The 20,986-nt window shown below is 70.2% G+C and carries 16 protein-coding genes and 2 pseudogenes; 5 read left to right on the top strand and 13 right to left on the bottom strand.

The window, feature by feature from the left end; translation table 11 throughout:
• Positions 1-810: a xanthine dehydrogenase accessory protein XdhC gene (xdhC, locus tag ACZ5WE_RS08600; protein ID WP_467684453.1), complete on the top strand. Its 810-nt coding sequence runs from the start codon at positions 1-3 to the stop codon at positions 808-810.
• A gap of 25 nt (positions 811-835) precedes the next feature.
• Here the strand turns inward: xdhC and ACZ5WE_RS08595 are convergent, their stop codons facing one another.
• From ACZ5WE_RS08595 to ACZ5WE_RS08585, 3 genes and pseudogenes are all read right to left on the bottom strand, one after another.
• Positions 836-3,754: a hypothetical protein gene (locus tag ACZ5WE_RS08595; protein ID WP_467684454.1), complete on the bottom strand. Its 2,919-nt coding sequence runs from the start codon at positions 3,752-3,754 to the stop codon at positions 836-838.
• Between the two features lie 2 nt (positions 3,755-3,756).
• Complete coding sequence (locus ACZ5WE_RS08590; protein WP_467684455.1) at positions 3,757-5,640, bottom strand: HSP90 family protein; 1,884 nt, start codon at positions 5,638-5,640, stop codon at positions 3,757-3,759.
• A 63-nt stretch (positions 5,641-5,703) separates the two neighbouring features.
• Positions 5,704-6,689 (bottom strand): annotated as a pseudogene (locus tag ACZ5WE_RS08585) (hypothetical protein).
• Positions 6,690-6,957: 268 nt separating this feature from the next.
• Between ACZ5WE_RS08585 and ACZ5WE_RS08580 the strand changes: the two are divergent.
• Positions 6,958-7,308: pseudogene (locus ACZ5WE_RS08580) on the top strand (CHAP domain-containing protein); the annotation flags it as partial.
• A 98-nt stretch (positions 7,309-7,406) separates the two neighbouring features.
• Here ACZ5WE_RS08580 and ACZ5WE_RS08575 read toward each other — a convergent pair.
• From ACZ5WE_RS08575 to ACZ5WE_RS08555, 5 genes are all read right to left on the bottom strand, one after another.
• Complete coding sequence (locus tag ACZ5WE_RS08575; protein WP_467684457.1) at positions 7,407-7,610, bottom strand: hypothetical protein; 204 nt, start codon at positions 7,608-7,610, stop codon at positions 7,407-7,409.
• A gap of 41 nt (positions 7,611-7,651) precedes the next feature.
• Positions 7,652-8,614: a TerC family protein gene (locus ACZ5WE_RS08570; protein ID WP_467684459.1), complete on the bottom strand. Its 963-nt coding sequence runs from the start codon at positions 8,612-8,614 to the stop codon at positions 7,652-7,654.
• A gap of 119 nt (positions 8,615-8,733) precedes the next feature.
• The gene (locus ACZ5WE_RS08565) at positions 8,734-9,357 is read right to left on the bottom strand and encodes a GNAT family N-acetyltransferase (RefSeq protein WP_467684461.1); all 624 of its coding nucleotides are present in this window, start codon (positions 9,355-9,357) and stop codon (positions 8,734-8,736) included.
• A 395-nt stretch (positions 9,358-9,752) separates the two neighbouring features.
• Positions 9,753-10,190 carry a pyridoxamine 5'-phosphate oxidase family protein gene (locus ACZ5WE_RS08560; RefSeq protein ID WP_467684463.1) on the bottom strand — a complete coding sequence of 146 codons (438 nt, stop codon included), beginning with the start codon at positions 10,188-10,190 and terminating at the stop codon, positions 9,753-9,755.
• Between the two features lie 72 nt (positions 10,191-10,262).
• Entirely contained in the window at positions 10,263-10,991 is a 729-nt protein-coding gene (locus ACZ5WE_RS08555; protein WP_467684465.1) for a dienelactone hydrolase family protein, read from the bottom strand.
• A 316-nt stretch (positions 10,992-11,307) separates the two neighbouring features.
• Between ACZ5WE_RS08555 and ACZ5WE_RS08550 the strand changes: the two genes are divergently transcribed.
• Positions 11,308-12,429, top strand: coding sequence for an amidinotransferase (locus tag ACZ5WE_RS08550; protein WP_467684467.1), 1,122 nt, complete (start codon positions 11,308-11,310; stop codon positions 12,427-12,429).
• Positions 12,430-12,545: 116 nt separating this feature from the next.
• A complete protein-coding gene (locus ACZ5WE_RS08545) occupies positions 12,546-14,663 on the top strand; it encodes an ATP-binding protein (protein WP_467684469.1) in 2,118 nt (705 codons plus the stop codon).
• Here the strand turns inward: ACZ5WE_RS08545 and ACZ5WE_RS08540 are convergent.
• Both ACZ5WE_RS08540 and ACZ5WE_RS08535 read right to left on the bottom strand, forming a co-directional pair.
• Complete coding sequence (locus ACZ5WE_RS08540; RefSeq protein WP_467684471.1) at positions 14,660-15,931, bottom strand: hypothetical protein; 1,272 nt, start codon at positions 15,929-15,931, stop codon at positions 14,660-14,662. The genes ACZ5WE_RS08545 and ACZ5WE_RS08540 overlap by 4 nt on opposite strands.
• Before the next feature lie 771 nt (positions 15,932-16,702).
• Entirely contained in the window at positions 16,703-17,917 is a 1,215-nt protein-coding gene (locus tag ACZ5WE_RS08535; RefSeq protein ID WP_467684473.1) for a hypothetical protein, read from the bottom strand.
• Between the two features lie 220 nt (positions 17,918-18,137).
• Here ACZ5WE_RS08535 and ACZ5WE_RS08530 point away from each other — a divergent pair, with 220 nt between their 5' ends.
• Entirely contained in the window at positions 18,138-19,025 is an 888-nt protein-coding gene (locus tag ACZ5WE_RS08530) for a universal stress protein (protein WP_467684474.1), read from the top strand.
• 59 nt (positions 19,026-19,084) lie between these two features.
• Here ACZ5WE_RS08530 and ACZ5WE_RS08525 read toward each other — a convergent pair whose 3' ends face one another.
• From ACZ5WE_RS08525 to ACZ5WE_RS08515, 3 genes are read right to left on the bottom strand one after another with little or no spacing between them, the layout of a single operon-like run.
• Entirely contained in the window at positions 19,085-19,858 is a 774-nt protein-coding gene (locus tag ACZ5WE_RS08525; protein WP_467684476.1) for a metallophosphoesterase family protein, read from the bottom strand.
• On the bottom strand, positions 19,855-20,109 hold the full coding sequence (locus ACZ5WE_RS08520; RefSeq protein ID WP_467684478.1) for a hypothetical protein: 255 nt from the start codon (positions 20,107-20,109) through the stop codon (positions 19,855-19,857). The genes ACZ5WE_RS08525 and ACZ5WE_RS08520 overlap by 4 nt, the downstream gene beginning before the upstream one ends.
• Complete coding sequence (locus ACZ5WE_RS08515) at positions 20,106-20,738, bottom strand: hypothetical protein (protein WP_467685178.1); 633 nt, start codon at positions 20,736-20,738, stop codon at positions 20,106-20,108. Before ACZ5WE_RS08515 ends, ACZ5WE_RS08520 begins: the two co-directional genes overlap by 4 nt.
• Positions 20,739-20,986: the final 248 nt, after the last annotated feature.

Here is a 20,986-nt window from a genome sequence, read left to right as displayed (position 1 = left end):
ATGACGTGGGTCGCCGCGGTCGCACGGCTACGAGCACGCCGGGAGCCCGGAGTGCTCGTGACCGTCGCGACCGTGCGCGGGCACGCCCCGCGCGACGCAGGAGCGAAACTCGTCGTGGGGCAGACCGAGACGTGGGGCTCGATCGGTGGCGGCAACGTCGAGGCCGTGGCGATCGACCGGGCCCGGGAGATGATCGCCGCGTCGAAGCCGGAGCCGGAGCTGATCGATTTCGCCCTGAACGACAAGGTGACCAACCAGCACGGCGTGCAGTGCTGCGGCGGCACGGTCTCGGTGTTGCTCGAACCGCTGGGCGTGGTACGGGCGGTGGCGATCTTCGGCGTCGGGCACGTCGGGCTTGAACTCGCGCGCATCCTGGCACGCCAGGACCTCGACCTCCATCTGGTCGACAGCCGCTCCGACCTCCTCACCGAGCGGCGGCTCGGCGTGCTGGCGGACGCGGTGGGGCAGGTGCACGTGCATCACACGCCGCTGCTGCCCGAGGAGGTGCTCGCGGAGCTGCCGCACGGCACCCACGTCCTGATCATGACCCATGATCACGCCGAGGACGCCGCGCTGTGCGACGCCGCCCTGCGCACCACCCATCTCGGCTCCATCGGACTGATCGGGTCGGCGGCCAAGTGGGCGCGGTTCCGCAAACGCCTCGCCACCGAGGGCGGTCACGACGAGGCCACCATCGATCGGATCAAGACCCCGATCGGCCTCGCGGACATCACCGGGAAGGAACCCGCGACCATTGCCGTGAGTGTCGCCGCCGATCTGCTGCGCACGTTCGAAACCGAGGAAGCCTGACTCACCGACCGCCCTGCCCGGCGCGCTACTCCTCGTCGCGCAACTGGGCCGCCAAGGAGATCAGCGGTTCGGTCTCCTCGGTGTGGCCCAGGGCGGTCAGGCGGGAGACCGCCGCGTCGAGACGGGTGAGGGCCGGGCAGGGGCGTTCCAGGTAGATCCCCTCCACAGCGGCCGACAGGCGCACGCATTCGGCCCATTCGCCGGCCCGGTCGTCTCCTGGCCCCGGCTCACCGAGCAGCGCGAGGGCCTTCTCCAGGGCGGCCAGCGCCTCCTCGTACTCGCCGACGTAGGCGTTGACCCGCCCGTGCTCGTAGGCGAGGGCGGTGTCCAGGGACCGGTCGTGGGTCTCATACGCGGCGGCGCGGGCCTCGTCGGCGACCCGGCCGGCATCGGCAAGGAACGCGCGGGCGTCGGCCAGGCCGTCACGGCCCTGCCGCTGGGCCTGGAGGCGGGCCAGCTCGCGCAGGCAGCTGCTGAGCTGTTCGTAGCGAGGGTCTTTGGCGTGAGCGGCGAGCGCCTGGGCCGCGGCGTCGCGGGCCCGCCCGAACTCGCCGGACTCGCCCAGGAGCACGGCCGTTTCCGCAGCGATCATCGCGTGGCTCCCCGGGTCGTCGTCCCAGCCGGCCGACTCGGCAGCGAGGGCGACGAACTCTGCCGTGGCGGCCTTGAGGTCTTCCCCGGCGTGCAGCGCGCGGGCGCGGGTCAGGCGCAGCTGTGCGGCGAGCCGGTCGTCCAACGTGCCGTCGGCGACGTCCGGTTCGGCAAGCAGCGAGTCGAGCAGAGAGATGCAGTCCTCGACGCGCCCCAGGTCGAGGCTGAGCCGGGCGGCGTTGCTGTACGTGCAGAACGCGTCCATACGGCTGCCATGGCGCAGGCCCAGCTCCGCCGAGCGCGTCAGATGCCGCAGTGCCTCTTCGGGGCGGCCCAGGCGGACGCAGGCCTGCGCCAGGTCGCCGTGCAGGCTGCCGGCTTCCACCGCGTCGGCCCGGCCGCCGGCGGCCAGTCGCAGCCCTTCGGTCAGGTTCGCGTACGCGGCCTGCGCGTCCTGCAGGCCGAGCTGGAGCTTGCCGCGCAGTCCGAGCGTGCGGGGCAGGTGCCAGGCAGGACCGTGCGTCTTCAGCCGGTCGAGCAGGGCGTCGATCTCGGCCACCGCGGCGGGCAGGTCGCCGGAGATGGCGTACGCACTGACGCGCAGCAGCAGGGCGCCGGATATCTGCCCGACGACGTCGTGCCGGGTGGCGAAGGCGTGGAGCAGGTCCACTTCGGCGAGGACGGGCGCGACATGCTCCTCGCTTCCCGATGTCTGCAGGCGCATGCCGAGCGTGGTCGCCCGCAGCCGCAGCATGCGGGCCTCCTGGTACGGAGCGAGGCCGGGAGCCTCCTCGTGCAGGCGGACCATGGAGGCGTGGGCGGCGGTCAGCGCGGCGGTCCTCGCCTCGATGGTGTCGCTGTCCTCCGCGGCGAGCTGGGCGGTGTCGAGCAGGGCGCAGGCGCGGGCGAGCGCCGCATGCCCCGGAGCTCCGGCGTCGTCGTACAGGGCAGCGGCCTCTTCGTGGAGGGCGGCAGCCTCGGCGAACTCGTCCTTGTCACCCGCCCGGCTCGCCTCGTCGGCCAGCAGATCCGCGCGCAGCTGTACGAGTGGGCCCACGGCTGGGTCATCGGGGTGGGCGTAGCCGCGGGAGGCGGCGAGCGTACGCAGCCGCGCCCAGCAGGCCTGTGCGTCCGGGTGCCCCTGTTCGTCCAACCCCCGTGCGCGGGCGATGAGTTCGGGCAGCGATGTGGAGGTGTCGGCTCGCGCGGGCGCCGGGGTGACAGGGGCGACATCATCGAGGCTGCGGGGGCGCAGGGTCAGTTCAAGCGCGTCCAGGAGCGGGGCACGGTCGAGGCGGGCCGTGCGGCGTTCGGCGTGGGCCGTGGTTCCGTTGCGGGCGTCGAAGCGGGCGGCGAGGTCGTCGGCGCGGCCCCGCACCTCGGCACGCAGGCCGGCCACCGTCCAGGTGCGGCCCGGGTATCCGGCGGCGGGCAGGTCACCGTGCCCGAGGAGGACCACGCGCTGGAGGAGGACCTCCACGCCGGTGAGGAAGTCGAACAGGCTCAGCGGCGAGTCCACCTCGTCGAACAGGCTCCGGTTCTCGGAGAGCAGTTCCAGGCCGCGCGCCTCGTTACCGGTCAGCGCGCAGAACTCAAGATGCCGGCCGACCTCCCCGGCCATGGCGGGGTTGCGGCGGCAGCCGCGGTAGCCGGAGAGATGCAGTGCGCGGGCCCGGTCGGCGTCACCGGTGCGCAGCAGCGGCAGCAGCGCGTGCGAGACGGAACGGGCCGGTTCCTCCTGACAGGATTCCTCTCCGGCCAGGACTGGCTCCCAGGCGCGCAGTGCTCGCTCGTCATCGCCCGCCGCGAGGTGGTGCAGGGCACGCTCGCAGATCTCGCAGGCCTCGCAGTCGCTCAAGCCGGTGCGTGTGCGGCCCGCCCACAGCTCGAACGCGAGCGTGGCGTCCTCACCCACGTGGGCGGCGAGTTGGTACGCCTGGCCGTAGTAGGGCTGGAGCCCAAGGCCGGCCTTCTCGTACCGGTCGCGCATCTCCGTCAGCCACTGGCGCAGGCCTGCCAGCGGCACCTCGGGCAACGCGCGCAGGGCGTGCGCCACCCATTTGAACCGCCAGAACAGCATGTGGCGCAGGCGCTCGTCGAAGACGTCGGGCTGCTCGTCGAACAGGGTGAGCAGACGGGCGAAGACCACGGGCGACTTCCGTGGTTCGGAGCCGTAGGTGTACGCCTCCTGCAGCTCGAGGAGGGCTTCGATGAGCGGGACGGGCTCGGCGAACTGCTCGGCCGCGTCGACGAGTTCCTCCGCGGTGACGGTGCGGGTGCGACCGTAGGGGCGCCGGTCGTTCTCCCGCAGCGCCTCGTACAGCTCGTCGGTGGTCCGGGGTGCGGTCGTCATCGTCAGCTGTCCTTGCGGAGGGCGTGGGCGAGCAGGTCGAGGAAGGAGCGGTTGATGAGGCTCGATTCGGCGGGCCGGAGCGGGCGCCGGGACAGCAGTGCGGCCTGCCCGTACAGGGCCTCGGCGCTGGTGCGGGCGAGCTCGGGCTCGTCGATGGCGACGGCCGTGCGTACCAGGGGGTTCAGCTGGTTGAGGATCAGCTGGGCCCGCGGCGCCTCCTGGCGCAGGGCGCCCAGGATGTCGCCCCACAGGCCGCCCTCCTGCTCACGGGCGAGCTGGGAGCGGGTGCGCTCGTGCCGGGCGTCGCGGCTGTCGACGAGGAGGGCGGGGGCCGACGCGGGCTGGAACGTGCGCAGCGCCACGTCGCAGTCGAAGACAGCGAGGGCTTCGCGGGCCAGGGCGAGGTAGGCCGCGGCGGTCAGCTCCGTCTCCCGGTCGACGGGATCCAAGTGCGCGGTGAGGGTCGCCGGGTCGAGGTCGGCGACGCCGACCTCGGGCCTGATCTCGGGCAGTCGGTGGACCAGTTCACGGTCGTAGGTGTAGCCGCCGTTGACGACGCCGAGCCCGGCGGCCGATGCGATCGCGGCGACCTGCCGGAACTCCTCCACGCTCGACGTCACGAGCACGGTGCGATGGGTGCGCGCGAACTCGTCCAGCGTGCAGTGCCCGTCGGTGGTCTCGAACGGAAGCCAGGGCAAGAGCATCCGCAAGATCTCGTCGTCGTGCACCGCGAGCGACTTCACGGCCAGATGATGGGCTCGCAGGAAGCGTGCGAGCAGGTCCGGGTCGCTGGCGGCGGCCCGGGCGATCCATGTGCGCAGGCGCTCCGCGAGGGCGTCACGGACCGCGGCGAGGGTGTCGTCCTCGTAGAGGGACTCGCGCGACGCCGTCGGGCGCAGGCTCTCGGTGTCGACGACGCAGCGGACGAAGAAGGCCCAGTCGGGGAGGATCTCCTCGGCCTGCTCGGACAGCAGCATGCCCTTGACGTGCACGCGGTGGCCGTGGCGGCGGCCGGTCGGCACCGCCTCGGGCAGTACGCACGCTATGCCCTTCAGACCCACGGCCGGCAGGTCCAGCTCGATGGTGTCGAGCGGCGTGAATCCGAAGACCTCCTCGCCGTACGCGGCCAGCGCGCGGGAGCGGGCCCCCGGCGTGGGATACGTGCGCGCCCAGGGTGCGAGGTCCGGGTTGACGGACGCGCCGGGGCCGCCGGTGCCGTCGTCGAAGGTCACCGGGTGGCGCAGCAGGGAGCCGAAGTGCCGGGCCAGCGCGTGTACTTGCGCCGGCCGGGTCCACTCGGCCGCATCGCCGCGCGGCGTCAGCGTGACGGTGGTGCCGGGCCGGGGGCGTGCGGAGGCGGGCAGGGTGCGGACGGTGTAGCTGCCGTCGCCACGCCCCCGCCACTGGACGACGGGGGCGTCGGGGCTCCGGGCGGAGCGGCTGAGGACGTGGATCTCGTCCGCGACCAGAAAGCAGGAGAGCAGACCGATGCCGAACTGGCCGATGAAGTCGCCGCGCTGCTCGGCGATGCCTCCCCAGCCTCGGACGGGCTCGTCCGCCAGGGCCCCCACGGCGCGCTTGCTGCTGCGTCCGATCGTGGCGAGGAAGGTGTGCACGTCGGCCTCGGTGAGACCGACGCCGTCGTCTTCGACGCGTACCACGGAGCCATCGGCGTACAGGCGGATACCGAAGGCATCGGCAGGACCGGCCGGTGCCAGGCCCTGCCGGGCGGTGAGCGCGTCCACCGCGTTCTGCAGGAGTTCGCGCAGGTAGACGCGGGGGCTGGAGTACAGGTGATGGGAGAGGAGATCGACGAGGCCGCGCAGATCCACCTGGAAGGTGCGGTCCGCGCCGGCCGGGTTCGCGGCGGTTTCGGGCAGAGTCATCGGGCAGTCCGGAGTGGGAGAAGCGACGGGTGGCGGGCAGTGCGGCGTGGGGCCGGGGTGGGCTCAGGCGCGGCGGTGGTAGCGGGCGAACTGCTTCTCGGGCTCCGCGAAGTGCTCCCAGGGCCACTCGGTGTAGGCGCCGTCCAGGGCCTGGAAGACGCGCCGGATCGTGTGGCGCTCTTCAGCCAGTGCCAGCGCCATGGCGAAGATGTTGAAGTCGTGCTGCCAGCCGGGGCGGCGGACGTAAGCGGGGTGGAGGATGCTGTGGTCGGCCGCGTTGCGCAACTCGGCCTGGATACCGGGAGTTTCGAGGCAGTCCCCGCGGTCCGACTCGACCCAGTCCTCGATGTGCGCCATGGCGATCACGCAGCCGAGACGGTGACCCTGCGGCGCGCGGGCGAACGCGTCGCGGGCGAAGGCCAGGGCCTCGCCCGGCCTGCCGCCCCACCGGGGCTGCATCTGCGACAGCCACTCGAGGTGTGTCTCCAGGTCCAGTGGGTCGCGGCGCAGGGCCGCCCGCAGCCGTGTCTCGCTGACGACGGGGCCCAGCGACATGCCACGGGCCGAGGTGAGCAGGCGGCGCCACGGCGTGACCCATCCCGGCCGTAGCTCGGCGGCCTCGAGCAGCTGTTCCTCGGCGATGTGGAGCCGCTCGCGGAACACCCGCCACTGCTCCCGCGTGACGTTCACGGCCCGGTCGGCGGTGCGCGCTTCCCAGCCCCAGCTGATGTGGCGAGCCCCCGATATCAGCAGGGCCGTCGCCCGGTGCTCCTTGTCCTCATCGACGGCCCGGCCGATCCAGTTCTGCACGCCGTCCAAGTCGGCCAGCTCGCGAGCACGTGGTGGTCATGGCCGACATCGAAGGGCGCGAGAGCCGTCCTGACCGCCTCCCAGTGACCCGATTCGGCCGCTTCCACCAGCGTGCGCACCCGCGTGTCCCCGAGGGCGCGCAGCGTGTACATCCCGTTCCTCTGCCGATTCGGGACTGGAAGAGCGTAGGGATCGGCCGACGGTCTCATCGCACCTCTGCCGAACAACTTGCCGAGCATGACGCGCCCTCCCCAGGTTCCGCGTGATCGTCGGCTGCAGCATAAGCGGCTCCACCCACACCAGTTCCACAGGGTTATCACTGCAACTTCACGGTTCCGTTTCCGAATTCGATCGCTGAGATGGGCCCCGAGGCGGCCCGCCCTCTCAACTCGTCGCTCACACAAGGAGGTTGGGGGACATGAGGGGTGAGTCAGTGGCGGTGACACCTCGGGGGGCAGACCATGGCATTGGAATACCGCTTACTCGGGCCGATCGAAGTGCTGTGGGAGGGCCGGCGCCAAGACCAAGATGATCGACCCGTGGGCGGGCTCCTTCCACCGGGCCGCCAAGGCCGGCACCGGCAAGTGGCACAAGCGCGGCTCCTACGTCCCCAAGCCCGGTGACGCGGTGCTCTACGACTGGGACGGCGGCAAGCCGAGCCTCGGCACCAACGGCTGGGACGTGGATCACGTGGGTGTCGTCGTCGACTACCGCAAGAGCGGAAAGAAGCTCACGACCATCGAGGGCAACACCACGAAGACGTCGAGCGGCAGCGGCAAGGAAGGCGTCTTCAAGCGCGCACGCTCCAACACCGAGCGCGGCGACGTCGTCGGTTACGTCTCCCCTGAGAAGGGATAACGCCCCCTGCCAGCAGGCAGGACCAGCGCCCGAAGAGGGGAGCGCGCCCCGGGGAGAGTGCCGCACCGGCCTCTCCCCGGGGCGCGCTGCGTCGGCCGCTACTGGCCGCTGCTGCTCCTCGTGCCGTTCTCCTCGTGCTTGGATTTCGAGCAGTCCGGGTTGTGGCAGGAACCCGGCTTCCACTGGGGGACGTAGATTCCCATCGTCTTGTGCCGCGAGACCTCCGCGGGCACGGGATTGTGGCAGACGGGGCAGACGTCACTGCCGGCCTGCGGGGCCTTTGCATGCTCGTCGCTACGCATATGCCCAGAATAAGTTAGTTTGCAATAAAATGGGCAGAATTTTACGACGACGGGGTGCTGTCCTGAGGTGGCGAGGGGGGTCGTCGGATGCTCAGTGTGACGGCTGCCGCCAGGATCGTGACGATCACCGCGAGGCTGATGGGTGAGGGGATCTCCGGGATGCTGCTGCTGATCATTTTGTGCGACGCCTGAAGGATCAGCTTCACACCGATGAAGGAGAGGATCAGCGCAAGGCCCTTGCTGAGGTAGTGGAACCGATCGAGGAGACCGGCGAGCAGGAAGTACAGCGCCCGCAGGCCGAGGATGGCGAAGGCGTTACTGGTGTAGACGATGAAGGCGTCGTCACTGACCGCGAGGACCGCGGGGACGCTGTCCACGGCGAAGATCAGGTCCGCGGCCTCGATCGCGGCGACGACCGCGAGCAGAGGTGTGGCGACGCGTTTGCCCGCCTCTCTCACGAAGAACTTCATCCCGGCGTACTCGTCCCGGACCGGCACCACTTTGCGCAGCAGCCGAACGGCGATGCTCCTGCCCGGGTCGAAGCTGTCCTCTTCCCCCTTGAGGATTTTGTAGGTGCTGTAGAAGAGGATGGCCGCGAAGGCGAAGAGCACCGCGGTGAACCGGCTGACCACGGCCACGCCGGCGGCCAGGAAGATCCCGCGGAACACCAACGCGCCCATGACGCCGAAGAACAGCACGCGGTGTTGGTAGGCGCGCGGCACCCTGAAGTAGGCGAAGATCAGCGCGAAGACGAACAGGTTGTCGACCGACAGGCTCTTCTCCAGCAGCCAGGCGGTGGTGTACTCCACTCCCGGAGTCGTGCCGAGTACGAGGAAGACGACCGCGCCGAAGATGAGGGCGAGACCGATCCACACGCCACTCCAGGCGGCTGCTTCCTTGAACCCGATGACATGCGCCTCCCGGTGCGCCAGCAGGTCCACAGCCAGCGACACGACCACGGTGACCACGAATGTCGCCCAGAGCCAGAACGGCACATCGAGCACGGGGAGACCCCCTGACGCGGGTGGGGGGAAAGCCTGCCTTTGGAACAATTCTGACCCAGCGGTACACCCTTGTCGCCCGCACCCGCCCCGCACCCCCGCACCCGCACCAGGACCGCTCCTCACCGTGTTCCCTTCCGTGCAGGGCTGGCCCAGCACCGGGCGAGAAGCCCCCGGGCCTCTGTGTCGGGCCAGGGCCGCGGCAGGAGCTGGGGCCACAGACGGCGGGCGAGCTCTCCAGGCTCCTGGGCCACGCCCCGACGCAGGTCCGTCGTGGTGAGGAGGGTGAGCGCGGCGTGGGCCCCGAGGCGGTGGGCCGCTTCTTCCACGTACGGCTCCCAGACATTGGCGCAGACGTACAGTCCGCCCTGGAGCGGGGCGCCGCCGAGATGGACGAGCGTCTCGCGCAGGGAGTCCCGGGCTGTGCGCGCCGATTCGGGCACCGCGAAAGCGGCCAGGTGCCACACGCCGTCCCAGGGCGTTAGCCCGGCATCCTGGTCGAACGCGTACAGGGCCTTGGCCCGCGGGTCGGTGTCGATCACGTCCAGTCTGCTCTCCCGGCAGCCCTGCTCCATCGCGACGGCCGCGACTTCCTCGAGAAGCAGGCGCCCGACGCCGCGGCCTCGCATGACCGGGTCCACGGCTATCCCGTCCATGACGAGCCGGCCCGGGGCCGGACGGCGTTCGAACAGGGCGAGGAGCCGGCGCCGGGGCAGTCCGCGCAGGTGACCGTACGCGCGCAGCACGGTGGCGGCAGAGCCCCCGGTGAGTGCCCGGCCGGCGAGCTGGTAGCCGGCGAGCTGTCACTACTCATACGATCGTCACCGATCTGATAGTCACAGTGCTCGCGGGGCGTGAGGGCCCACCATCGGGACTCGTCCGTATCCTCAGCCACGCGTGATCGTTCACGTGGGCATGAGGAATACCAAGCGCATCGTCGTTGCCCTGACCGTTGCTGCCGCAGCCCTTGCCGTGACTGGCCCCGCCAGTGCGGACGAATCCAGCGGCGATGGAGGTATCAACCTCCCTGAGAGTCCCCAGGAGGTCGTCGACGGGGTGCGAACGGGTCTTGACGTGGCGGCTACGAGCTGGGAGCTGGCCCAGGCCCGCTGAAGTACCAGGAGACCGTGGAGCGGAACCATCAAGAGACCACGGAGTAGCTGAGGTCCTGCGTCGTCATCGTGGAGGGCCGCAGCCGTAGCCACGTCGTACCCCGTTCGACGGGGTCGTCATGGAGATAGTCCACGAACCGTTGATCCCACCGGGACTCGTTCGCTCCCAAGTAGCGAACGAGTTTGCGGCGGCCTCGGGCGATGTCGAAGGGCACCAGCTCGGCGGGGCCTCGGGCGATCACCTGCCGGACGCTGCCGGTTGTCAGGTCGCACTCGTCCACCACGAGGGCGACGTCGGGGTCCTTCCGCACACGGCCGAACAGCCGGGTCCAAGGGCCTGTCAGCACCCAGAAGGCGCCGTCCTCCCAGAGGAACCAGACCGGCCGAACTGTCGGCCCGTTCGTGGCGATCCGTGCGGTGAGGGGCTGCTGGAGGAATTCGTCCACGTCGAATGCATGGGTTGGCATGGCGCCGATCTTCCTCTGCCTTCGCGCAGTTGCCCATGGGCAGTGGGCAGGGGCGGGCAGTGGGCCGCGGGCCTAAGAAGCCGTCACGGGCAGGCACTCGGCGAGCAGGCCGACGACATCGTGCCAGGCTCGCTGTGCGTGCCGTGGGTGGTGGCCGACGCCGGGGACCACGGCCTGGTCGACCGGCGGATGGTGGAAGGCGTGCAAGGCGCCGCCGTAGACCGCGAGGCGCCAGTCGACGCCCGCTTCCTGCATCTCGGCGGCGAACGCCTCCCGTTGGGCGGGCGGCATGATCGGGTCTTCCGACCCGACCCCTGCCCACACCGGGCAGCGAATGCGTGCCGCCTCGCCCGGTCGGCCGGTGGTCAGAGCATTGATGGTCCCGATCGCACGCAGGTCGACGCCGTCGCGCCCGAGTTCCAGCACGATCGCGCCCCCGGTGCCGTAACCGATGGCGGCGATCCGGTCGGGGTCGGTGCGCGGTTCGGCACGCAACACGTCGAGCGCCGCGTGGCCGATGCCCCGCATCCGGTCGGGGTCGGCGAGCAGCGGGATCGCACGTGCCAGCATCTCCTCCGGGTCGGTGAACCAACGCCCGCCGTTGATGTCGAAGGCCAGAGCCACGTACCCCAGCTCGGCCAGGGCGTCGGCCCGGCGGCGCTGGAAGTCGTTCAGACCCGTCCCCTCGGGTCCGATCAGGACCGCGGGCCGGCGGTCGACACCGTCCGGGAGTGCGAGGTGCCCGATCATCATCAAGCCATCGGCCGGGTACTCGACCGTGCGTGTGGCAATCGTCGTCATGAGTCCGGACCGTAGTGATCGTCGAGACCGATCCGGGCCGGTGTTCACCGCCGGCAGAACCTCCGGCCGGGGCCCATCCGGCCGATACGGCCTCCGGGTCGGCCGCGGCATGCTCTTCCTGAGCGAGGGCATTCGGCCTAAGGAGCCCTGCACCTTCTTTCTGGGCACACCATCCTGGACAAGGCAACGGCACGCACGCGGCTGGTTGCCGATTCCCTGATCGAAAGCGACTGAGCATGGTGGTTAGGCAGAGGGTCGGCATCCGGACGGCGGTGGCAGTGAAACAGGCCCGTGCGTGGGCCGCGGGCGACGTGTGATGGCGACGTCGACGGACGTGACGGATGGCGCCCGGGAACCCGTCGTTTCGCCGGTGAGTTCTCACAATGAGTGGGACCCGCTGGAGGAGGTCGTCGTCGGGCGTCTGGAGGGCGCCACGATTCCCTCCAACCATCCGGTCGTGGCCTGCAATATCCCTCCATGGGCGGCGCGACTGCAGGGACTTGCCGGCGGCTTCGAATATCCGAGCATGTTGATCGAGCCGGCGCAGCAGGAACTCGATCAGTTCATCGCTCTCCTGCAGTCCCTCGGTGTCACGGTCACGCGGCCGGACGAGGTCGACCACAGGCAACGCTTCGGCACCCCCGACTGGTCGTCGCGCGGGTTCTGCAACACCTGTCCGCGCGACAGCATGCTCGTGATCGGCGACGAAATCATCGAGACCCCGATGGCCTGGCCGTGCCGGTACTTCGAGACGCACTCGTACCGCACGATGCTCAAGGACTACTTCCGGCGCGGCGCGCGCTGGACGGCGGCGCCGAGGCCGCAGCTCACCGACGAACTGTTCGAGGAGGATTTCAGCGCGCCGGAGGCCGACGAGCCCATGCGCTACATCCTCACCGAGTTCGAGCCGGTCTTCGACGCGGCGGACTTCGTCCGCGCGGGACGCGACCTGTTCGTGACGCGGAGCAACGTGACCAACCAGATGGGCATCGACTGGCTGCGCCGACATCTCGGACGTGGATACCGCATCCACGAGATCGAGAGCCGCTGCCGGACGCCGATGCACATCGACACGACGTTCCTCTTGCTCGCGCCCGGCAAGGTGCTGATCAACCCGGAGTACATCGACGTCGACCACCTGCCCGACGTTCTGAGCTCGTGGGACGTCCTGGTCGCCCCTGAGCCCGACCCCCTCGACGAGCGCCTGCTCAAGATGACCTCGATGTGCGGCAAGTGGCTCAACATGAACGTGCTCATGATCGACGAGAAGCGGGTGATCGCCGAGCGGCACCACACCGGGACACTGCGGGCGCTGGAGAGTTGGGGGTTCGAGCCGATCCCGTGCGACCTGCTGCACTACGCGCCTTTCGGCGGCTCGTTCCACTGCGCGACACTCGATGTCCGGCGCCGCGGCACGCTCGAATCGTATTGCGGCTGACCGGTGCATCCAGCCGACAGTGCGGCGAGTTGACGGGGTCTCAAATGTTTCCGCGGGCCTTGGTTGCGGCGATACAGTCCGGCAAGATCGGATCGTGACCCAGGGGAGGGGCCGTAGTGCTGGAGATTGTGGCGCTGAGTGCGCTGACTGCTTTTCTCACGGCAGCGGGCAACGGCGCCGCGGGGGAGATGGGCAAGCAATTCCTCCTGTCGACCGGTGCGTTGGCGAGGAGAACCATGGGCCGGGAGACGCCACTGCCGACCGGTCCCGAAGAGTGGCGGACACTGGCGGGGCAGATGCACCTGCGGCTGGCGCGTGACCCGCAGCAGGCGGGTGAGTGGGCGCTACTGGCTCGCAGCCTCCCGGAGCAGGCCCTGGCCCTGGCGCCCGTACGTGGATTGCCCCCAGCGGCCCGGGACTTCACCAACCGACAGAAGGCGGTGCGGCAGCTCAAGCGGGAGGCAACCCGTCCCGCGGCCGGACGGCCACGCGTCGCGTTGCTGCACGGGCCGCCAGGAATCGGTACCACCGCGGTGGCGCTGCACCTGGGCGCCACCCTCTACGCCCAGTTCCCCGACGGGCAGTTCTACGTCGACCTCCGTGACGGCTCAGGGGCCCACGAACCCGAACCTGCCCAGGTCTTGCTGCGCCTGCTGCGGCAGATGGGCGTCGCGCCGGAGCAGACGCCACCCACCGCGTCCGGCCGCGAACAGCTCTACCGTCAGCTCACCGCGGGGCGCAGGGCCCTGCTGATCGTCGATCACGCCTCGTCGGCGGCCCAGGTCCGGAGCCTGATTCCGGCGACGCCCGATGTCTTCCTGCTGGTGGTCGTCTCCGGCCGTCCCTTCGCGCTGGAGGCCGAACGTGTCCAGGTCGCTCCCCTGACCGACCGGTACGCGACGCAGATGGTGAAGAAGGTCGCAGGGCAGGAGAACATCGCACGGGTCAAGGCCCGGATACCCCGGCTGCTGGAGCACTGCGCGGGCAACGCCTTCGCTCTGAAGGCCGAGGCTGTGCGTCTGCTGGCCGAAGATGACGTGGCGGGTCCGGGGGGCCAGACGCAGGGGAGTGATCCGGTGCGCGGAGCCGCCCGGAACGCCTGCGACGGTCTCCGGCCGGACACGGCGCGGCTGGTCCGCTTGACGGCGCTGGGCGGCTGGCCCGCCATCGACGCCCACCTCGCTGCCGCGGCCGCCGACGTCGTGCCGGAAGAGGCGGCTCGCATGCTCAACGAGGCCGCAGACGTCCAACTGCTGGATTTCGTGGGCGACGACCGCTACCGCTTCCGCCCCGAGGTGCGGCGCTATCTGGCTGACACAGCAGGGCCGGAGCACGGAATCCCCGCATGCTCCGCCGCCGTGGAGCGCGCACTCGACACCCTGCTGAACCGCGCTCTGCGCGCGGCCCACGCGGCCCTGCCGCAGAGCTGGCGTACCGAGCCCGTGCCGGAAGACGGGGAGGCGTACCGCGATGAGGCGCAGGGCGTGACAGTGCTGGCAGCGGAGGTGGCCAATCTGGTCCGAGCGGTCACCGTGGCGCAGGAGTACCAGCACATCACGACCGCCCTGCGTCTGGCGCGAGCCCTGTGGCCACTTCAGTTGAAGGCCGGCCATTGGGACGAGGTCCTGCCCGCGCTGCGTGTCGCGGCCCGGTGCGCCGACGAGCATCAGCCCCGTTCGCGTACGGCGGCGGGGTTGCACTTTCAACTCGCGCACTGTCTGGGGGAACTCGAGCGGTGGGAGGAAGCCGAGCACGCGGCGCACGCCGCCGCCGAGAGCGAGCGTGCGGCGGGTCACGTACGGGGGGAGGCATCGTCCGTCGAGCTGCTGGGTCTCCTGAACCTCTACCGATGGCGATACGCGGCAGCCCATGATCGGTTCGTCGAGGCCGAGCACATTTACCGGAGGATCACTCCCGGCCAAGAAGGAGCACAGGACGTGGCACGCGCTCTCGCCCTGACGGAGCGTCATCAGGGGCGTGCCCTACGGGGAATGGGGAGGCTGGTGGAGTCGCAGCGCCTCCTGGAGGCAGCGACGAACTTCTTCAAGGAGCAGGGGGAGAGCTACAACCAGGCGCGTGCCCTCACCGATCTCGCCGAGACCCTCCACGACGCGGGCGAGAACGCCGACGCTCTGACGAAGATCACCGAGGCCGAGGGGTTGCTCGGTCCGACGGCCGTTCCGCACCTGCGGTATCTGGATGGCTTGCGGCTGCGCTGCGAGGGCCGTCGTTAGTCCAGAGCGGGTTTCACGACCACCGGGTGCACGCCACCTGCCGCGTGCACCCCTAGCGTGATGCCCGCGCGCGGGACCCGGCCGCCGTCCACCAGCCACGCGTACAGCGAAGAGGCGTACGCCGCCGGATCGATGTCCGCCCCCGGGCCCGCGGACAATCGGAGCAGTCCGTGCTCCCGGCTGCGGACGGTGCATGCGTCCGGGCCGCTCACGTACGCGGCGACCGCGCAGTGCGCATGCCGGCCCAGAATCTCGGCCGTCCACACGTCCGGGCCACCCAGGCGCGGGTCGTCCGCGGCTCCCTCGCGCACGATCACGTCGGCCAGCTCCAGCCGGCCCGGATCCCGGGTGTCCTCGTGCACCGCGAGGTGTACGTCGCCGTCCGCCTCGTAGGAGTGCTCAGTGGATCTCGCGATCACGACGTCGGTGTGACGGACGCGCGTGAGCACGCGCAGTGGTGCTGTCCGCCGCGGCGGATCGTGGGGAGACAGGGGCAGCTGTTCCAGCAACGCGGGGGTGGCGGGCTCGGGAAGATCCATCAACTCGTAGAAATGGCGCCGCAGGAGCACGGCCGAGGCGCCTGGAGCGGAGGTGACGAACTCGGCAGGGTCAGCGGCCGGCCGGTGCCCTGAGAGCAGCCTCTCCACCTGAGGGCGCAACGGGCCGTGCGGGTCGAGCCGGGGTGCGCTGCGGACGAACGCGGCGAGCGGGGACTCGGGGTCGAGCCTGTCCTGCCCGGTGGCGGCCAACAGCACTGGAACACCCAGGGCGGACGCGTAGTAGGAAACCGCGCCGAAGTCGCCGAGTTCGACGTCAGCTGCCACCAGGGCCTGCCGCCATGCGTGAGCCGGGTCGATCAAGGTCAGTCCGCTGCGGCGAGCTTGGTCCAGCCAGGCACGGACCTGCCCGGGGCCGTGTCCGTACCAGATGTTCGGGTGCAGCACGACAGCCAGCCGGTAGTCATCAGCCGGCAACTCCGCGGCGAGCCGAGGCAGCAGACTCGGCAGGAGGTCATGGCCGCCTCCACTTCCGAACAAACCTTCCGGGTTCCAGGTGGAGTTCAGTACGACAAGCCGTTGGCCTCGCCGCAGACCCAGGCCTCGGCGGAAGCGATCACGGTACGGGCGCGCGGCGAGCATACGGTCGAAGCACGGGTCGCCGGCGAGCACGGAGACGTCCACGGCCTCCGGGCAGACACGGCCCAACCGCTCCAACTGCTCCGGGTGCGACAGCACGAGGCCGTCCATGAACGGTTTGCCGTCTGCCAAGAGCCACTCCGGTGAGAGGCCGAACGTCGGCTCCCGGCTCCCGGCTCCCGGCTCCCGGCTCCCGGCTCCCGGCTCCCGGCTCCCGGCTGGGCTAGTTTCTTAGTATATCCCGCCCCATGCGAGATAATGGTCAATTTGCCCTGAATAGAAGCTATTTGCCCACCGAAACTCGCGGAGACAGCGAGATCCACCGGCGTGGAGAGAGCTTGTTCCCAAGGAAGTACGGGGAAGCCCAAGTCGGCGAAGAGCTCGTCGATTCCGCCTTGGAAGGCGGAGGAACCCGTTGCGGTGACGAGCAATTGGACGCGGAAGTCGTCATGGAACAGTGGCAGCACGTCCAGGAGGCGGCCTGCGGACGTGGCGTTGTGGACCACGATCAGGACCCGGCGTTGAGTCGTGCGGCTGGCCCAACGTCCGGAGTCATGTCCGACCGGCACGCGTATCGGCAGGGATTCGGCCCGCACTTGTGCCCCTCCTGAGCGTGTATGGCGCCATCGCTGGGTCACCCTAACCGCACGGAGATATTGCCCCTGTGCCTTGGGTCCGAAGCTGGGGATGGGCATGGAGTGGCAGAAGGGACGTCGTGGCGCGCTGCTCTGGGCTTTCTGGCTGGGAAACGGGGTGCGACGGCGGGAGCAGAGGCCGCCGCGGCCGGAGTAGCAGCCGAAGCTGCGTAACACGGTCGATCACGCTCTGTGATGGGTGTCATGCCGGGCGGGCTGGAAGGCGGGGCGCCGCCGGAGCAGGGTCCGGCCGCCCCTCTCCCGGCAGTCACAGCTCTGGCTGCGGCTTCTCGTTCGGGCGGTGTTCCAAGCGGTTCACGAGTCTGATTGCCATATGGCGCCGCGGGCGGCTCTCGGGTGGCGGCGGGGGAAAGTCAGCCTTCGGGAACGCGCCGCGGACTTCGGTGAAGAGGGCACGCCAGGCGGGCCCGTGGGCGGCAGCGGCGGCGTAGAGGGCGTCCAGCGCGGCCTGGAGCGGATCGGGAGCCGCCGCGCCGGTCAAGGCAGGGAGGGCCATGGCCTGTTGGGAGGCGTTGGGGGTACCGTCCGGCAGCGTGACGACCGTGTGCGGGACCCGCGGATCGGAGAAGAGGAGATCCCAGGCCCGGTCCGCGTCGTCAAGCGGCGGCGAGAAGGGCGTACCCCTCTCCAGCTCCGCCAGGCCGCGGGCGATCCAGTCCACGGCGCTGAGCCCGGACGTCTCGCAGGAACGGCGCGCGGCCCAACGCGCTGTCGCGCGCTGGACGTCCGGCCCGGCCTCGTCGATCGCGTGCACGAGAGCGGCATCGAGGTCCACCATCCCGGCCACATTGCCCGCGACGTTCCGCAGCCGGTCGCTGGGCAGGCGTCCACCCCATGACTCCTTCTCGACGCGCTCCCGCAGCTCCCGTGCCGCGAGCTCCTCCTGTTCGCGGGCGAGGCGTTCGGCTTCGGCCCGTTCCTCGGGGGTGGGCGGCGGTGGCAGCTCGCTCGCGAACCGGTGCCAGTACGCGGCGGACTCGCTGGTCTCCTTCACGATGCGATCGCGCTCCTGCGGGGCCGGCCAGAACTGGAGCAGATACTCGTCCAGGACGGGCTCGTCTTCGCTCCGTACGCCGTCGTGGGCCTCGTTCATGCCCCGGCAGTGGTAGCGGACTCGGTAGGCGTCCGGGGGTAGGCCGAGGTCCCACCCTCCGCCGTCCCATTCGATCAGCTGCGTGGCGTCCGAGGCCGCACGGAACGACGTCTCCACGATCTCCTCCCAGCCGTCGAGGTCCAAAGGCGGCTCCGCCTCGTGCAGTTCGGCAGTGAGGGGGACGGAGCCGGTGTGCGTGCCGGTCAGCAGGAACAGGTGCCCGGGGACGGCCGCTCCACAGAGGCCCGCCTGCTGTCCCATGAAGCACTCGTGGAGACCTGCCTCCGGCCCCTCGTCGGGATCGCTGCGGCTGTCGACGTACATCTGACCGTAGGCCACGCTGAATTCGCCGCTGAAGAGTGTCCGCATAACCACCAGCCTGCCCCAGGGGTCTGACAACGCCTGCGACGACCGGTGCGAGGAGCACCCAGGCACCCAGCGTCGGCGGCGTGACCGCGTCCCGTTTGCCCCTGTCCGTGAGGGCTGATGTGCTGCGCTTACCTGTATCTACTGGTTGAAATCGGGTGCTCGGGGTATCTGGACGACCGGCAGCCCCAGGCTCGCTGGAACCGATCGGCAAGGAGAAGACATGTTCAACCACGACGACGGAGCGGAGCGACTCGTCCTGGTGGGGGTCGAGCAAGGGAGTGACCAGGACGCCGTCGTGCGTTACGCGGCGCGACACGCGTCCTTGCACGGCAGCCCGCTGCACCTCCTGCATGTTGGGGCGGGGTCTTCTCCTGCCGGCTCCGCGGAAGAACGCGGAGAGCGGACCAGCCCGGTGGAGCGATCGCTCTCGGAGGTGGTGGCGCCGATGGTGGAGCTTGTCGAGGCGGAGTTTCCCGAGGTGGCGGTGACGGCGGAGGCCCTCGTGGGAAAGCCCGCGGCCACGCTGGTGGAGCGTTCCGCCGAGGCGTCATGGCTGGTGGTCGGGCACCGTGGCAGCGGTGGATTCACCCGCCTGCCCCTGGGCTCGGTGAGCTGGCAGGTGGCCACTCACGCTCACTGCCCCGTGGTCGTCGTCCGCCCCGGGGCGGGTCCTGTCAGGGACAACCCGGTCGTGGTGGGTGTGGACGTACATGATGTGGCGGGAGAGGCCCTGGATCTCGCCTTCGCCGAGGCCCATCTTCGAGGAGCTGATCTTCGAATGGTGCACGGCGCCTTCCACATGAGCCAGATGCCCGCAGGACCGGGCATGGTGGCCCCCGACTACGAGGCACTCGACGAGAGAGCCCGCCGGACGCTGGCGGAAGAGGCCGCCAAGCGCCTCAGCCGGTATCCGGACGTCAAGGTCAAGGTGCGCGTTGAGCGTGTGCGGCCCGCGACGGTTCTGGCCGAGGCGTCGCGGCGTGCCGGCCTGCTGGTCGTCGGTTCCCACGGGCGCAAGGGCCTGCGAAGGCTCATGCTCGGCTCCGTCAGCGGCGAGGCGCTGCACACTGCCGAGTGCCCCGTGGCTGTCGTTCCGTCCTCGAAGTAGGCAAGAGGGCGAAGAGAGGTACGCAAGAGGGCGACGACCGGACGATCACGCCCGGGCCCTCACGCCCGCCGGTCGGCAGAGGCGGCGGCCGCGGCGGGTTCCTCGCGGGTGTGGTCCGGCAGGTGGTAGACGTTGAACGCCTTGCGGATGACCGGCTGGGCGACGTTGCGGACCGGCACGCCACCGCTGGTCATGCCGTGTTCGGTGCCCGCGTGAGCGTGGCCGTGGACGGCCAGCTCCGCGCCCGCATCGTCGACCGCCTCCGCCAGCAGATAACTGCCGAGGAACGGATAGATCTCCAGGGGCTCTCCCGCCAGGGTGTCCGGCACGGGCGCGAAGTGCGTGAGCGCCACCCGGGTGTCGCACCCCTGCTCGGCCAATTCGTGCAGAGCGGCGCGCAGGCCCTCGGCGCAACGGCGCGTGTACCGGACGAACTCCTTCATCAGGGGCTCGCCGAACTCGCTGCCGCACCGGCCGACGAACCCGCCGCCGAACCCCTTGGTGCCCGCGACGCCCACACGCTTCCCCTCCACCTCCACGACGGTGCCCTGACCCTCGAGCACCCGTACGCCCGCGTCGCGAAGGATGGTGGTGACCTCCTCGGGCCGCTCGTCGTGATGGTCGTGGTTGCCGAGTACGGCGACGACCGGCACCGGCAGACCGGCCACTTCCCGGGCTACCACCTTCGCTTCCTCCGGTGTGCCGTGGCGGGTGAGGTCCCCGGCCAGAAGCAGCAGGTCGGCACAGTCAGGAAGCGTCTCGAACGCGGGCCGCAAAAGGCCCTGGCTGTCCGGACCCATGTGGATGTCCCCTACGGCTGCGACGCGGATCATGCCAGTTCCTCCGGGTGGTCCGGGGCCGACGAATCGGCCACCGCGATGTCGAAGTAGACGGTCAGCCCGGCCAGTTCCTCGGTCACGGTACGCACCAGCTCCTCGCGGCAGTGCGTCGTGGGGGCGGTTCCGACCACCGTCACGGACGCTCCGCGGATCGCGACGCGGATGCCCAGTTCTCCGAGATCTCCCGCGGCGAGCCGCTCCTGCAGATGAGCGATGCGGTACTCGACGTTGGCAGGGTCGGTCATCGGTCTCCTCCGTCCGGTGCGATGACTTCCAGGCGTTCCAGCAGGTACAGGAAGGCGGCCGGCATCGGTGCGTCCCCACACGCCCGGCGAACGGTCTGCCAGTCGACCATCTCGCGCAGTTGCCGCGCGATGGGCAGCACGGCGCCGAAGTCGCAGTGGTGCTCGGAGAAAGCGGCCAGCAGGGCCCGCATCAGGTCGGTCGGCGCGAGCACCGGCATGAGCACCGAGTCCACCGGCAGGTCCACGGCCCGCCCGAGCAGCTCCGCGGACACGGGCTGGTGGGCCAGCTCGAAGATGAGGTCGATGTCCTGGCCCAGGCACTTGGCCTTGAGCAGCCAGTCCTCGGGCGGCGCGTACACCGTCAGTCCGGCCTCCTGAAGCGTGGCCGAGACCGCGTCGGCGTCCTCGGGTTTGATGCAGAAGTCGGCGTCGTGCTGGAGGTTGGTGGTCCCGCCGTGCGCGTAGACGGCGACGCTGCCGGCGAGGGCGAAGTCGTGCCGGTGTTTCTTGAGGACGGTGGCGACCTGCTTGGTCGCCTCCAGAATGGCTTGGTTGAGGTCGGGCGGAAGCTCCGTGGCACCAGCCTCGTGCAGCAAGTGCCCCCCGGCCGATTCGGCCGCCGGGCTCAGCTCCGTCACTGACTCCGGCCGACCACCGGGAGTGGGGTGCCGGTCAGGAGTGGGCCTGTCTGCGTTCCGCGTCACCTGCTGCTCCGTTTCCGGACGCCGAGCGCCGCACACGCGGGCCGGCCCTCTTCGACGATCCCTGCTCCAGGCAGCACCGGTACCCAAACCGTCGGCTGATATACGAAACCGGTCTCTGTACGGCACCGCGGCGCACAGGTAGGCGCGATTTCCCTTATACCGCAGGGGATAGC

Source organism: Streptomyces sp. NPDC033180 (assembly GCF_055577645.1).
The sequence above is the reverse complement of the archived record's forward strand: the minus strand, read 5'-3'. Positions and strand labels throughout refer to the sequence as shown.

Bases quoted from the DNA above. Each gene is read 5' to 3' on its own strand.
- xdhC (WP_467684453.1), top strand. From the start codon at position 1: ATGACGTGGGTCGCCGCGGTCGCACGGCTACGAGCACGCCGGGAGCCC.
- ACZ5WE_RS08595 (WP_467684454.1), bottom strand. From the start codon at position 3,754: ATGACGACCGCACCCCGGACCACCGACGAGCTGTACGAGGCGCTGCGG.
- ACZ5WE_RS08590 (WP_467684455.1), bottom strand. From the start codon at position 5,640: ATGACTCTGCCCGAAACCGCCGCGAACCCGGCCGGCGCGGACCGCACC.
- ACZ5WE_RS08575 (WP_467684457.1), bottom strand. From the start codon at position 7,610: ATGCGTAGCGACGAGCATGCAAAGGCCCCGCAGGCCGGCAGTGACGTC.
- ACZ5WE_RS08560 (WP_467684463.1), bottom strand. From the start codon at position 10,190: ATGCCAACCCATGCATTCGACGTGGACGAATTCCTCCAGCAGCCCCTC.
- ACZ5WE_RS08555 (WP_467684465.1), bottom strand. From the start codon at position 10,991: ATGACGACGATTGCCACACGCACGGTCGAGTACCCGGCCGATGGCTTG.
- ACZ5WE_RS08550 (WP_467684467.1), top strand. From the start codon at position 11,308: ATGGCGACGTCGACGGACGTGACGGATGGCGCCCGGGAACCCGTCGTT.
- ACZ5WE_RS08535 (WP_467684473.1), bottom strand. From the start codon at position 17,917: ATGCGGACACTCTTCAGCGGCGAATTCAGCGTGGCCTACGGTCAGATG.
- ACZ5WE_RS08530 (WP_467684474.1), top strand. From the start codon at position 18,138: ATGTTCAACCACGACGACGGAGCGGAGCGACTCGTCCTGGTGGGGGTC.
- ACZ5WE_RS08525 (WP_467684476.1), bottom strand. From the start codon at position 19,858: ATGATCCGCGTCGCAGCCGTAGGGGACATCCACATGGGTCCGGACAGC.
- ACZ5WE_RS08520 (WP_467684478.1), bottom strand. From the start codon at position 20,109: ATGACCGACCCTGCCAACGTCGAGTACCGCATCGCTCATCTGCAGGAG.